The following is a 12,437-nucleotide window of genomic DNA, read 5'->3' as shown; positions in this document are numbered from 1 at the left end:
CACATCGCCAATAGCGATCGACAGTGGGTCGATGTCGACGCCTGGACTGGACGGCTACACCGAGCCGTGGCGCAAGCCGGAACACGATGACCTCGCCGAGCTGGCCCGCACGTTCTTCCTGAAGGAGGTCGTGCCGCACGCCGGCCGCCTGGAGAAGCAGGGCCACCCCGATCGCGAGCACTACCTTCGCGCCGGCGAGCTCGGCCTGCTCGGCCTGTCGGTGCCGGAGCAGTACGGCGGCGGGGGCGGCGATTTCACCCACGAGGCGGTGCTGTTGCACGAACAGACGCTGGCCGGCGAGGGTAGCCTGGGCCTGGCGGTGCACAGCGGGATCGTCACGGGATATCTCGCTCACTACGGGACGGACGAGCAGAAACAACGCTGGCTGCCCGGCCTGGTGAGCGGCGAGCTGATCGGCGCGATCGGGATGACCGAGCCGGACGGCGGTTCCGACGTGCAGGCGATACGGACCCGTGCGGTCCGGACCGGCGAGGACTATCTGGTGAGCGGGTCGAAGACCTTCATCACCAATGGGTATCTGGCGGACTTATTGGTCCTCGCCGTGAAGACCGATCAGTCCGCCAAGGCGCACGGCATCTCGCTGCTGATCTGCGAGCTGAAGGACGGCACGCCGGGGTTCACCCGCGGCCGCAGCCTCGAGAAGATCGGCCTGCACGCCAACGACACGGCCGAGCTGTTCTTCGACGAGATGCGCGTGCCGGCGGCGAACCTCCTCGGCGGCGAGGAGAACCAGGGCTTCATCCAGCTGATGCAGCAGCTCCCCCAGGAACGCCTGGTCATCGGCGTGGGAGCGGTCGCTGCCATGCAGCGGGCGGTCGCGCTGGCCACGGCGTACGCGAAGGAGCGGCACGCCTTCGGCAAGCCACTGCTGGGCCACCAGAACACCCGGATGGTCCTCGCCGAGTGCGCGACGCGTACCCGGGTGTCCCGGATCTTCCTGGACGACGCGATCGAGCGGCACACGCGTGGTGAGCTGGACGTGGCGACCGCGGCCATGGCGAAGCTCTACCTCACCGAGGGCCAGTGCGAGATCGTCGACCGCTGCCTGCAGATCTTCGGCGGCTACGGCTACACCACCGAGTACCCGATCGCCCGGATGTATGCGGACGCCCGGGTCCAGAAGATCTACGGCGGCACGAACGAGATCATGAAGGAGTTGATCGCGCGTGTCCTATGACCGGAAAGGACCGCTCAACGGCATCCGTGTCGTGGAGCTGGCCGGCCTCGCTCCCGGCCCGTTCGGCTGCATGGTGCTGGCCGACCTGGGCGCCGACGTCGTGCTGGTCGACCGCCCCGGCGGCACCGGACTGAGCGGTCCGCTCCAGCGCAACCGCAGCATCGTCACGCTGGATCTCAAGAGCGAGGAGGGCCGGACCGACCTCCTGCGCCTGGCCGGGAGGGCCGACGTCCTGATCGAGGGCTACCGTCCCGGCGTGGCCGAGCGCCTCGGCTTCGGCCCGGAGGAGCTCTTCAAGATCAACCCCAGGCTTGTGTACGGGCGGATGACCGGTTTCGGCCAGCAGGGCCCCCTCGCGGCGGCCGCCGGACACGACATCGACTACCTCGCCCTCGCCGGCGCGCTGGAGCCCCTGGGCCGGCCCGGCGCCAACCCGCACGCGCCGATCAACCTGCTCGCCGACTTCGCCGGCGGTGGCATGCTGCTGGCCGTCGGGGTGCTCGCCGCGCTCCTCGAACGGGAGCGGTCCGGCGTGGGCCAGGTGGTCGACGCCGCGATGGTGGACGGATCCGCACTGCTCATGACGTTCCTGCACGGGATGATGGCGGGCGGGATGTGGGGCGGCGGCCGGGGCGGGAACCTGCTCGACGGCGGCGCGCCGTTCTACGACACCTACCGGGCGTCGGACGGCGGATTCCTCGCGGTCGGCGCGCTCGAGCCGCAGTTCTACGCGGCGCTGCTCACCGGTCTCGACCTCGGTGACGCGGACCTGCCGGACCAGATGGACCGGGAGCGGTGGCCGGAGCTGCGGCGGATCCTCACCGAGCGGTTCGCGACCCGGACCCGGGACGAGTGGGCCGCGGTGTTCGCGAGGCTGGACGCCTGCGTGGCGCCGGTGCTGACCCCGGCCGAGGCGCCGGATCACCCGCACAACGTGGCGCGCGGGACGTTCGTCGAGGTGGACGGCGTGCGCCAGCCCGCGCCGGCGCCCCGCTTCGCTCGTACCCCGGCAAGCGCTCCCACCGCGCCCGAGACGACCACCGTGACCGGCGTCCTGGCCGGTTGGGAGTGATCAGGCGGCGAGCTTGCGCTTGTCGCGGTACATCGCGGCGTCCGCCTCGGCGGTGAGCGTGTCGAGGGTGACGTCGGAACCGGCCGCGCGCAGGGCGAAACCGACGCTCACCCCGACCGTGACCTCGCGGCCGTTGCCGATGGCGATCGGCCGGGAGACGGCGTCCCGGATCCGGGCTATCGTCCGCGCCGAGCGTGCGCTGTCCGCGTCGGGCAGCAGCACCAGGAACTCGTCGCCGCCCAGCCGGCCGGCGAGGTCGCCCGGCTCGAGCACCGCGCCGAGCCGGGCGCCGATCTCGTGCAGCAGCACGTCGCCGGCCGCGTGCCCGTAGGTGTCGTTCACCTTCTTGAACCCGTTGAGGTCGAGCAGCAGGACGGCCAGCGGGGAACCGGTACGGTCGGCCGCCCAGCAGGCCAGCTGGGATCGGTTCGGCAGGCCGGTCAGCGGATCGTGGTTGGCCTGGTGCTGCAGCTCCCGGCGGGTCTCCTGGAGCGTGGTGAGCTGCTTCGCGAAGGCCGACGACTGGGTGCCGGTGATCACCGCGATCATCAGGTTGATGCCCACCACGAACACGTCGTCGGTCGTCCCCGGGACGCCCGCCATGAACGCGGCCGAGGTCAGCAGGCAGACGAGCAGCGCGCCGGCGAGCCGGTGCCGGAGCGCGCCGATCGTGACGGTCAGCATCAGCAGCGGCCAGGTGGTCACCTGCGGGTAGTGCAGCGTCGAGATCAGCACGACCCCGGTGATCGTGGCGGTGTCGAGGGTGACCTGCGTGGCGCTGAGCCAGGGGTACCAGCGGGAACCGGGCCGGCGGCGGGCGAGGAGACCGAGGACGTTGGAGAGCGACATGACCGCCACGCCGAGCCAGCAGGCCAGCGTCACCCCGGCGTCGAGGCCGGCCGGCGAGTAGGGGCTGAGCCCGCTGCCGTAGAAGGCCGTGCTCGCGATCCCGATGGAGCGCGAGACCAGGCCGGCGAGCTCGATCGTGCGGCGGCGCGACATGAGGGAGTCGTCCACCACCGTACGCATAAGCCTTTGATCGGCAGAAACGTCCCCGGCATGAGAGAAGGCCGGTCGCCGTCGGCGACCGGCCCCTCGGGGTGCTTCTCGTCAGAACTTGAACGCGCCGACCAGGTTGCGCAGCTCCTCGGCGGTCCGGGAGACCTCCTCGCTCGCCTCGCGGGTCTGGTTCACACCGCTCACCGTCAGGGCGCTCGCGGACGAGACGTCGCTGATGTTCGCGGCGATCCGGCTGGAGCCGGCGGCCACCTCGGCGATGCTCCGGGACATCTCGCCGGTCGTGGCGGTCTGCTCCTCCACCGCGGAGGCGATGGTGGTCTGGAAGTCGTTGATCTGCGCGATGACCTCGGAGATGCGGTTGATGACCTCGACCGCGCCGCCGGTGTCCTGCTGGATCGCGGTGACCCGGGCGCCGATGTCCTCGGTCGCGCGGGCGGTCTCCTGGGCCAGGTCCTTGACCTCGGAGGCGACGACCGCGAAGCCCTTGCCGGCGTCGCCGGCGCGCGCGGCCTCGATGGTGGCGTTCAGCGCGAGCAGGTTGGTCTGCTCGGCGATCGAGGTGATCAGCTTGATGACGTTGCCGATCTCGGCGGAGGACTCGCCGAGCTTGCGGATGGCCTCGGAGGCGCTGGCGGCCTCGGAGACGGCGATCGAGGCGACCTGTGCGGCGTCGGCCGCGTTGCGGGAGATCTCCCGGATCGACAGGCCCATCTCCTCGGAGCCGGCCGCGACGGTCTGCACGTTGCGGGAGATCTCGTCGGCCTCGATCGTGGCCGAGCTGCTCTGCCGGTCGGTGTTGTCGACCGCGCCGGCGATCTCGCCGGAGACGGCGGCGAGCTCGGTGGACGCCGCGGCGAGCTTGTCGGCGTCGGCCGCGATGGTCTCCATCGAGGCGCGCACCTTGTCGAGCGAGCGGTCCAGGCCGGCGGCCATGGTGCCCAGCTCGTCGCGGCTCGTGATGCCGCTGCGGACGGTCAGGTCGCCGCGGTCCAGGGCGTCGATGACGAGGCCGAGCTTGCGGATCGGGCCGAGGATCGAGCGGACCATCGGGACGGCCAGGCCGATGAGCAGCGCCAGGGCGGCGAGCGCCACCACGATCGCGGTGGTGCGTACCGACGAGATGGTGCTCTCCATCTCGGCCTTGCCGGCGACGATGTCGGCCTCGACCTTCTCGGTGAGCGCGTCGAGCTCGTTGTCGGTCGTGTCGTTGCGCTCGGCGATCTCGTCGGTACGGTCCACCACCGAGGCCGGGTTCGCCACGCCGGCCGCCACGAACTCGGTGATGAAGGTGTTGAAGTCCTCGAAGTCCGGCCGGTAGCCGTTGAACTCGGTGATGATGTCGGCGGGCAGACCGGAGGCGATCACGGCGTCCGCGGCCTCGACCGCCGACTGCACGTCGTCCTTCGCGTCGCCGGCGACGTCGTGTCCGAGCGCGGCCCGGTACGCGTCGACCTTGAGCTCGCTCTGCCGGTTGTTCAGGTGGTTGAGGGCGGCGAGGCCGGCCTCCAGGCTTCGGATCTCCTCGGCCTGGTCCGCCAGGGTGTCCTGGCCCAGCAGGGTGATCGTCGCCATCGAACCGAGCGCGATGGCGCCCGTGGCGACGATGGCACTGAGCCGTTTGGCCGTGCCGATGTTCTGTAAGCCGCGCATCTGCCCTCCGTCCGTGGTCCGACGCACGTTCCATCGGCCGCGCACGGATCCATCTGAGGACTGAAGTTTCAGCGGATTGGAAGTCCGGAAGCAGATCTTCCGCTTCCGGACGACTCTGCTTGCCCGGAACGAGCCTACGTCAGCGATGGATCTTGTTTCGCCAATCCGCCGGAACCGACGCGGCGGGGCCAGGAACGGTCTGGTCGGCGGGACGGCTGGTCGGCGGCGCCAGCTCGGGGCCGCTGCCGGCCTCCTCCTTCACGTAGTCCCAATACCAGTCCTCGCCCGGCTCGAAGGACTGGATGATCGGGTGGCCGGTGCTGCGGAAGTGCGCGGTGGCGTGCTGCGACGGCGAGGTGTCACAGCAGCCGACGTGGCCGCAGGAGGCGCATCGGCGCAGGTGGAACCACCAGCCGCCGGTTTCGAGGCACTCCGCGCAGCCGGTGCCGGAGGGAGGGACGTCGGTCTGAATCGGCGCAGTCACGTCCGCAACCTATCGCAGCTCGTCGTACGCCCGCTGCGCCGCACGCATGGTCTTGATCTCACCCTCGACCAGCTCGATCAGCTCGACGAACTTCGCGGCGACCCGCTCGCCCAGCTCGGTCAGGCTGTATTCCACCCGCGGCGGGATGGTGGCCTGCACCTCGCGGCGGACCAGCCCGTCCCGCTCCAGCGCCTGCAGCGTCTGGGCCAGCATCTTCTCGCTCACGCCGTCGACCTTGCGGCGCAGCGCGTTGAACCGGAACGAGCCCTCGTGCAGCGCCGCCAGCGCGAGCCCGCCCCAGCGGCCGGTCACGTCGCCGAGCACGTCGCGGGAGAGGCAGTCGCGGGCGAAGACGCTGGGGATCAGGTCGTCATCCGGGTCGGTCATGACGTAGACGATACCAACTCAGAGTTGGCACTTTCGAAAAGTTAGTGCATGCTTTGACCGCAGCACCTTCTAAGGAGATTCACATGACCACCATCGCCGTCACCGGTGCCACCGGCCACCTCGGCCGCCTCGTCGTCGAGGCGCTCATCGCGCGGGGCGCCGCGCCGGGCGACATCGTCGCGGCGGTCCGCGACACCGCCAAGGCCGCCCCGCTCGCGGCGCTCGGCGTGCAGGTCCGCCGGGCCGACTACGACGAGCCGCCGACGCTGGCCGCGGCCTTCGCCGGGGTCGACCGCCTGCTCCTGATCTCGGGGAACGCGGTGGGCCAGCGGGTTCCGCAGCACCGGGCCGTCATCGACGCCGCCGTCGCGGCGGGGGTCGGATTCCTCGCGTACACCAGCATCCTGCGGGCGGACAGCAGCCCGATCGGGCTCGCGCCGGAGCACCTCGCCACCGAGCAGGCCCTCGCGGCGTCCGGCATCCCGACCGCCCTGCTGCGCAACGGCTGGTACATCGAGAACTACGCCGGAAGCGTCGCCGGCGCCCTGCACACCGGCACGATCGCGGGCAGCGCCGGCGACGGCCGGATCGCCGCCGCCACCCGCGCCGACTACGCCGAGGCCGCCGCCGCGGTGCTGCTGTCCGGCGAGGCCGGCGTGTACGAGCTGGGCGGCACGCCGTTCACCATGGCCGAGCTCGCGGCCGAGGTGGCGGAGCAGTCCGGCAAGCCGGTCGCCTACCAGGACCTGCCGGTCGCCGAGTACCAGGCGGTGCTGGCCGGGCTCGGGCTGCCGGAGGCGTACGCGGGCCTGCTCGCCGACACCGACTTCAAGATCACTGAGGGCCACCTCGACACCGGCAGCGACGACCTGGCGAAGCTGATCGGCCGCCCGTCGACGCCGCTGTCCGAGGCCGTGGCGGCGCTGCTCAAGGCCTGATCAGCCGGTGCCGTGACTCAGCCGATGCCGGGACTCACTCGGTGCCGGGCTCACTCGGTGCCGGGCTCACTCGGTGCCGGGCTCACTCGGTGACGTCGGCGAACGTGCCGCCCAGTGCCGCGACGGCCTCGTCGGCCGGGACGCGAAGGCCCAGGCCCCGCTCTCCGGCACCGAGGCTGACGGTGCGGCCCCGGGTGCGCTCGTCGGCGATCACCGGCCACGGTTTCGCCGCGCCGAACGGGGTGATGGTGCCCCGCTCGTACCCGGTGGCGTCCTTCGCCGTCGCGGCGTCCGGCATGGAGAGGCGGTTCACACCGAGCAGGGTCCGCAGTTTCGGCCAGGAGATCGAACGGTCGCCGGGGACGAGGACGAACAGGTACTCGCCCTCGGCCCGGCGGACCACCAGGGTCTTGACCAGGTCACGGACCTCGACGCCCTGGGCCGCCGCGGCCTCCTCGACGCTGGCGACCGGGCCGTGGGTGATCACCTCGAAGGGGATGCCGAGGGCGGTCGCTGCGGTGATCGCGGGGGTCGTCACAAGATCAGGGTAATAAGCTTCGGAAACATCGACGAGAGGGGACTTCGATGGCCGACAAACCTCGGCTTCAGCCCGGTCCGGATCATCCGATCACCGTGCGGCCCAGCACCGAGCGGGTCGTCGTCACGGTGGCCGGCAAGGTGGTGGCGGACAGCCGCAACGCGCTGACCCTGCAGGAGGCGAACTATCCGCCGGCGTACTACGTGCCGCTCACGGACGTGGACCGGTCGCTGCTGGAACGCACGTCGACGACGACCTACTGCCCCTACAAGGGCGAGGCCGGCTACTACTCGATCCCGGTCGGGGGCGAGAAGTCGGTGGACGCGATCTGGGAGTACGCCGAGCCGTTCGACGCCGTGGCGCCGATCGTCAACCACGTGGCGTTCTATCCGAACCGGGTGGACTCGATCGAGACAACGCCGCTCTGACCGCGGCCATCTGGTAGCGATCCGCCTCGTACGGCGTATATAGCGAAATCCGATCAATCGACGTGCCGAACCGGGATCGCAGGCCGTCGGCGACGGCCGCGGCGTCCCCGGACACCGCGAAGGCGTCGAGCACGTCGTCGGTGATCTCGGCGGCCATCGCGGTCCAGTCCTGCCGCCGCGACATCATGGCGAGGCGGTCGGCGAGATCGCCCCAGCCGTGCAGCTCGAGCACGGGACGGTAGGACGGCGTCGACGCGTAGAACGCGATCTGCCCGCGTACCGCCTGTTCGGCGCGGGCCCGCTGAGCCGGGTCCGCGCCGAGCACCACCATGGCGCTCATCTGCAGCGTGAAGCCGCCGAGGTCGCCGCCGCGCGCCTCGCGCAGGCACGGCAGGATCCGCTCGGTCAGGTACGCCGGGCTGGTCAGCGGGTGCACGAGCAGCCCGTCCGCGGCCCGGCCGGCCACCGTGATCATCCGTTCGCCGACGGCCGCGAGCTCGAGCGGCGGGTTCCCGAACGGGTTCGGTCCCGGGTTGAAGAAGTCGGTCATGAGGGTGTGCTTGTAGAACTCGCCGCGGAACATCAGCCGGTCGCCGGTCTCCCAGGCCCGCCAGATCGCCCGGATCGCGCCGGTGAACTCCTCCATCCGCTTCGCCGGCTGCCCCCACGGCATCGCGAACCGCCGCTCGATGTGCGGCTTGACCTGCGATCCCAGCCCGAGCCGGAAGCGGCCCTCGCTGATCAGCTGGAGGTCGTTGGCGAGCACCGCGACGTTCATCGGGTTGCGCGCGAACGCCACCGCGATGGCCGACTGAAGGCTGATCCGGGCGGTGGCGCGGGCCACCAGGGCGAGCGTCGTGAAGACGTCGTGCTTCGTCTCCGCCGCCAGGAAACCGTCGTATCCGACCTGTTCCGCCGAGACGGCGGCGGTCTCCGCCTCGGCCGGTGAGGCCGCGACCGGCGCGGCGAAGTCAACGAACATCGTTCATGCATACCAAGGAAAAACGATCACCGGGCCGCCGCCGCGCGGATCGCCTCCGCGGTCACCTCGGTGGTCGTTGCGCGCAGCAGGTCGAGGTCGGCCTCCACGTCGCCGGTCGCGAGCGCCACCACGGCGTCGCCGTCGTAGCGGGAGTGGGCCGGGTGCAGGGCCCGCGCGAACCCGTCGTGACCGCTCTGGGACAGCAGGAAGCAGTCCGCCTTGGTGAGCCTCGCGTCGGTCAGCACCACGGCGATCGTGGTGTTCGTGAGGCCGGGAGGGGTGACCGGATCACCGTCGCCGGCCGGGAGCACCGGCGTGCCGTCCGCCCCGATCACGTCGCCCCAGGCGTTGACCACCGCCACGACGGCCACCGACGCGGCGCCGGACCGGCCGCGGGCCACCCCGAGCCCACCCGGCGCCGGGCCGCCCCGCCATTTGCCGGTGGTCGCACCCACGCCCGCTCCCGACGTACCCGGCAGGAAGGGATCTCCCCGCAGGGCCGCGAGGGCGGCATCGCGCCCGGCCGCCGCCCCCGGTGGCGTGCCGCCGACGGACGGATCGAAGATCGACATGCCGACGACGATCGGGACCGGGCCGAACGGGGTCGGGAATCCCTGCTCCCGGGAGCGCAGGACCTGCACGACGCCGTCGGCCGCGGAGAGGCCGAAGGCCGACCCGCCGGAGAGCACCACGGCGTCCACCCGGTCGACCAGGCGACTGGGGTGGAGAAGCTCGAACTCCCGGGTGGCGGGCGCCCCGCCGCGGACCTCGCCGGAGCCGACCGTGCCGGGCGGCGGCAGGATCACGGTGACGCCGGTGCCGCCGCCGCTCCAGTTGCCGGCGAACGCGGTGAGGAGCTGTGGGTCCATAAATACCGACCCTACGCAACGTTCCGTCCGGATTTTCGTGGGTATGGAGGCCGTCGCGATCCTAAATCGAAGATCCGAAGGAAGAGAGCGATGCCAGAACCTACACTTCCCAGCCCGGCGTCCCTCGACCCTGCCGAGTCCACGCCGCTGCAGGCGTCGCTCGCGCCGGAGCGCGGACTGCAGACCGGGGAGGCTCTGACCACGGCGCAGGGTCTGCGGCTGTCCGACACCGATCATTCGCTGAAGGCGGGCACCCGCGGTCCGGCGCTGATGGAGGACTTCCACCTCCGGGAGAAGATCACCCACTTCGACCACGAGCGGATCCCGGAGCGCGTGGTGCACGCGCGGGGCTCGGGCGCCTACGGCGTGTTCACCGCCTACGGCAACGCCGCGTCCATCACGAAGGCCGGGTTCCTCGCCGAGAAGAACAAGCAGACCGAGGTCTTCGTCCGCTTCTCGACGGTCCTCGGCTCGCGCGGCTCCGCCGACACCGTCCGCGACACCCGCGGATTCGCGACCAAGTTCTACACCGACGAGGGCAACTTCGACCTGGTCGGCAACAACATGCCGGTCTTCTTCATCCAGGACGGCATCAAGTTCCCGGACCTCATCCACGCCGCCAAGTGGCACCCGGACCGGGAGATTCCGCAGGCGCAGACCGCGCACGACACGTTCTGGGACTTCGTCTCGCTGCACACCGAGGCCACCCACCACGTGTTCTGGGCGATGTCGGACCGGGCCATCCCGCGCTCGTACCGGACCATGGAGGGCTTCGGCGTCCACACGTTCCGCCTGGTCAACGCGGCCGGCGAGACGGCGCTCGTGAAGTTCCACTGGAAGCCGGTCGCCGGCGTGCACTCCCTCGCGTGGGAGGAGGCGCAGATCGCCGCGGGCGTCGACCCCGACTTCCACCGCCGCGACCTCACCGACTCGATCGACGCGGGCCTGTTCTTCGAGTACGAGCTCGGCGTGCAGGTCATGCCGGACACCGGTGACGAGACCTTCCAGGGCATCGACCTGCTCGACCCCACGAAGATCGTCCCGGAGGAGCTCGCGCCGGTGCAGCCGATCGGCAAGCTCGTGCTGAACCGCAACACCGACAACTTCCACGCCGAGACCGAGCAGATCGCCTTCCACATGGGCAACCTGGTCCCCGGCATCGAGGTGACGAACGACCCGCTGCTGCAGGCGCGGCTCTTCTCCTACCTGGACACCCAGCTGAGCCGGCTCGGCGGGCCGAACTTCACCCAGCTGCCGATCAACCGGTCGCACGCGCCGGTGAACGACAACCTGCGCGACGGCATGCACCAGAGCGTGGTGCACCGCGGCATCGCGCCCTACCTGCCGAACAGCCTGGGCGGCCCGGAGGCGCCGGAGGCCGACCCGGCCGGGTACGTCCACCTGCCGAAGCCGGTGCAGGGCGTCAAGATCCGGGAGAACCCGGCGTCGTTCGCCGACCACTACTCGCAGGCGGCGCTCTTCTACCACAGCCTCACGCCGATCGAGCAGGAGCACATGGTCGAGGCGTTCACCTTCGAGCTGGGCAAGTGCTACGAGACGCCGATCCGCGAGCGGATGCTCACGGTCCTCGCGAAGGTCGACGCCGGCCTGACCGCGAAGGTGGCCGCCGGCCTCGGCCTGCCGGCCCCGCAGGGCGAGCCGCCCGCCGAGGTCACGCCCTCCCCCGCGCTCGCCCAGATCACCGACAAGCTCTGGCCGGTCGCCGGCCGGATCGTCGGGGTGATCGCCGGTCCGGGCGCCGACCTGTCCGGCATCGACACGCTGCGCAAGGCGCTCAAGGCGCAGGGCGTGGTGCTCCGGGTGATCGCCCCGATCGGCGGCATCCTGGACGGCAAGGAGATCGTCGAGCGGACGTTCCAGACCGCCCGGTCCGTGGAGTTCGACGCGGTCCTGGTCGCGGACGGCGCCGGCAAGCTCGTCGACCTGCAGGTGACGGTCCTGCTGCAGGAGGCGTTCCGGCACGCGAAGGCGATCGGCTCCTGGGGTGACGGCGAGCAGCTGCTTCGGACGGCCGGCATCGACCCGGCGGCGCCCGGTGTGCTCACCAACGGGGATGCGAGCAAGGCGTTCGCCGAGCAGTTGACGGCGGCGCTGGCCAAGCACCGTGCGTGGGAGCGGATGCCCCTCCTCAAGCCGGCGGCTTCTTCGCAGGGTTCCTGAGGGTGGGCGGGGGCCGCGCTGTTCTTCGGTGCGCGGCCCCCCGGTCCTCCCGGAGCCGACCGTGACCAAGAGCCCTTGACCTGACCTCTGACTCACCTCGGGCTCCCACGCGGGCTCCCACGCGGGCTCCCACGCGGGCTCCCACGCGGGCTCCCACGCGGGCTCCCACGCGGGCTCCCACGCGGGCTCCCACGCAGGCGATCTTGGACGATCGACCACCGTTCCCGGTGGCCTCTCGTCCAAGATCGCCTTTTTTGGTGGTCCAATCGTCCAAGATCGCGGTTAGCCGGGTGGGCGAGCGAATCGCCAAAGCAGCAACCCGAACACAACCCAAGCCGAACAACCGACAGCAGCACAGCGCCCATAAGTAGTCGGCTTGCTCAAGCCGGCAGCGTCCCCACAAGCCCTCCGAGCCCCCGAGCCCCCGGCCAACCTTGAACGACAGCTCCCCCTCCTCCAGCGATCTTGGACGGTTGACCACCGCTTTCGGTGGCCGAGCGTCCAAGATCGCTTGTGACGCCGTTACTCACGTCGGCGGCGCCGTCGCAGGCCCCGAGTCCGCCCCGCCGATCTTGAACGATCGGCCCCCTTTCTGCCGATCTTGGACGATTGCCCACCGCTTTCGGTGGCCGAGCGTCCAAGATCGCCGCGGGCGCGCGGTGAATCGTTCAAGATCGCGGCCGGCGGCGT

At 70.9% G+C, this 12,437-nt stretch carries 12 protein-coding genes; 5 read left to right on the top strand and 7 right to left on the bottom strand.

Annotation, left to right across the window (positions count from 1 at the left end; genetic code table 11):
- The first annotated feature begins 31 nt into the window (after positions 1–31).
- Positions 32–1,198, top strand: a complete 1,167-nt coding sequence (locus AB0G10_RS08260; RefSeq protein WP_360918079.1) for an acyl-CoA dehydrogenase family protein — start codon at positions 32–34, stop codon at positions 1,196–1,198.
- Positions 1,188–2,270: a CaiB/BaiF CoA-transferase family protein gene (locus AB0G10_RS08255; RefSeq protein WP_360918078.1), complete on the top strand. Its 1,083-nt coding sequence runs from the start codon at positions 1,188–1,190 to the stop codon at positions 2,268–2,270. The genes AB0G10_RS08260 and AB0G10_RS08255 overlap by 11 nt, the downstream gene beginning before the upstream one ends.
- Here the strand turns inward: AB0G10_RS08255 and AB0G10_RS08250 are convergent, their stop codons facing one another.
- The 4 genes from AB0G10_RS08250 to AB0G10_RS08235 form a co-directional block, all read right to left on the bottom strand.
- Positions 2,271–3,299 carry a diguanylate cyclase gene (locus tag AB0G10_RS08250; protein WP_360918077.1) on the bottom strand — a complete coding sequence of 343 codons (1,029 nt, stop codon included), beginning with the start codon at positions 3,297–3,299 and terminating at the stop codon, positions 2,271–2,273.
- A gap of 81 nt (positions 3,300–3,380) precedes the next feature.
- Positions 3,381–4,940, bottom strand: coding sequence for a methyl-accepting chemotaxis protein (locus AB0G10_RS08245; protein ID WP_360918076.1), 1,560 nt, complete (start codon positions 4,938–4,940; stop codon positions 3,381–3,383).
- A 139-nt stretch (positions 4,941–5,079) separates the two neighbouring features.
- Positions 5,080–5,424: a UBP-type zinc finger domain-containing protein gene (locus tag AB0G10_RS08240; protein ID WP_360918075.1), complete on the bottom strand. Its 345-nt coding sequence runs from the start codon at positions 5,422–5,424 to the stop codon at positions 5,080–5,082.
- A gap of 9 nt (positions 5,425–5,433) precedes the next feature.
- The gene (locus tag AB0G10_RS08235) at positions 5,434–5,811 is read right to left on the bottom strand and encodes a helix-turn-helix domain-containing protein (protein WP_360918074.1); all 378 of its coding nucleotides are present in this window, start codon (positions 5,809–5,811) and stop codon (positions 5,434–5,436) included.
- An 83-nt stretch (positions 5,812–5,894) separates the two neighbouring features.
- On the opposite strand from AB0G10_RS08235, the gene AB0G10_RS08230 reads away from it, so the two are divergent.
- Entirely contained in the window at positions 5,895–6,749 is an 855-nt protein-coding gene (locus tag AB0G10_RS08230) for an SDR family oxidoreductase (RefSeq protein ID WP_360918073.1), read from the top strand.
- Positions 6,750–6,831: 82 nt separating this feature from the next.
- On the opposite strand, the gene AB0G10_RS08225 is transcribed toward AB0G10_RS08230, so the two are convergent.
- On the bottom strand, positions 6,832–7,287 hold the full coding sequence (locus tag AB0G10_RS08225) for a YbaK/EbsC family protein (RefSeq protein ID WP_360918072.1): 456 nt from the start codon (positions 7,285–7,287) through the stop codon (positions 6,832–6,834).
- A gap of 47 nt (positions 7,288–7,334) precedes the next feature.
- Here AB0G10_RS08225 and AB0G10_RS08220 point away from each other — a divergent pair, with 47 nt between their 5' ends.
- Entirely contained in the window at positions 7,335–7,715 is a 381-nt protein-coding gene (locus tag AB0G10_RS08220; RefSeq protein ID WP_360918071.1) for a DUF427 domain-containing protein, read from the top strand.
- On the opposite strand, the gene AB0G10_RS08215 is transcribed toward AB0G10_RS08220, so the two are convergent.
- Both AB0G10_RS08215 and AB0G10_RS08210 read right to left on the bottom strand, forming a co-directional pair.
- The gene (locus tag AB0G10_RS08215; RefSeq protein ID WP_360918070.1) at positions 7,657–8,697 is read right to left on the bottom strand and encodes a TIGR03617 family F420-dependent LLM class oxidoreductase; all 1,041 of its coding nucleotides are present in this window, start codon (positions 8,695–8,697) and stop codon (positions 7,657–7,659) included. The genes AB0G10_RS08220 and AB0G10_RS08215 overlap by 59 nt on opposite strands.
- A 26-nt stretch (positions 8,698–8,723) precedes the next feature.
- On the bottom strand, positions 8,724–9,566 hold the full coding sequence (locus AB0G10_RS08210; protein ID WP_360918069.1) for a P1 family peptidase: 843 nt from the start codon (positions 9,564–9,566) through the stop codon (positions 8,724–8,726).
- A gap of 90 nt (positions 9,567–9,656) precedes the next feature.
- Here AB0G10_RS08210 and AB0G10_RS08205 point away from each other — a divergent pair, with 90 nt between their 5' ends.
- Positions 9,657–11,747, top strand: a complete 2,091-nt coding sequence (locus AB0G10_RS08205; protein WP_360918068.1) for a catalase — start codon at positions 9,657–9,659, stop codon at positions 11,745–11,747.
- Positions 11,748–12,437 lie beyond the last annotated feature (690 nt).

It is taken from the genome of Actinoplanes sp. NPDC023714, from assembly GCF_040639855.1.
Lineage (GTDB): Bacteria > Actinomycetota > Actinomycetes > Mycobacteriales > Micromonosporaceae > Actinoplanes.
This window is presented reverse-complemented; position numbering and strand designations above follow the sequence as displayed.

Excerpts from the sequence above, each read along its gene's own strand:
- AB0G10_RS08235 (WP_360918074.1), bottom strand. The coding sequence starts at position 5,811 with ATGACCGACCCGGATGACGACCTGATCCCCAGCGTCTTCGCCCGCGAC.
- AB0G10_RS08220 (WP_360918071.1), top strand. The coding sequence starts at position 7,335 with ATGGCCGACAAACCTCGGCTTCAGCCCGGTCCGGATCATCCGATCACC.
- AB0G10_RS08250 (WP_360918077.1), bottom strand. The coding sequence starts at position 3,299 with ATGCGTACGGTGGTGGACGACTCCCTCATGTCGCGCCGCCGCACGATC.
- AB0G10_RS08205 (WP_360918068.1), top strand. The coding sequence starts at position 9,657 with ATGCCAGAACCTACACTTCCCAGCCCGGCGTCCCTCGACCCTGCCGAG.
- AB0G10_RS08260 (WP_360918079.1), top strand. The coding sequence starts at position 32 with ATGTCGACGCCTGGACTGGACGGCTACACCGAGCCGTGGCGCAAGCCG.
- AB0G10_RS08230 (WP_360918073.1), top strand. The coding sequence starts at position 5,895 with ATGACCACCATCGCCGTCACCGGTGCCACCGGCCACCTCGGCCGCCTC.
- AB0G10_RS08215 (WP_360918070.1), bottom strand. The coding sequence starts at position 8,697 with ATGTTCGTTGACTTCGCCGCGCCGGTCGCGGCCTCACCGGCCGAGGCG.
- AB0G10_RS08245 (WP_360918076.1), bottom strand. The coding sequence starts at position 4,940 with ATGCGCGGCTTACAGAACATCGGCACGGCCAAACGGCTCAGTGCCATC.
- AB0G10_RS08210 (WP_360918069.1), bottom strand. The coding sequence starts at position 9,566 with ATGGACCCACAGCTCCTCACCGCGTTCGCCGGCAACTGGAGCGGCGGC.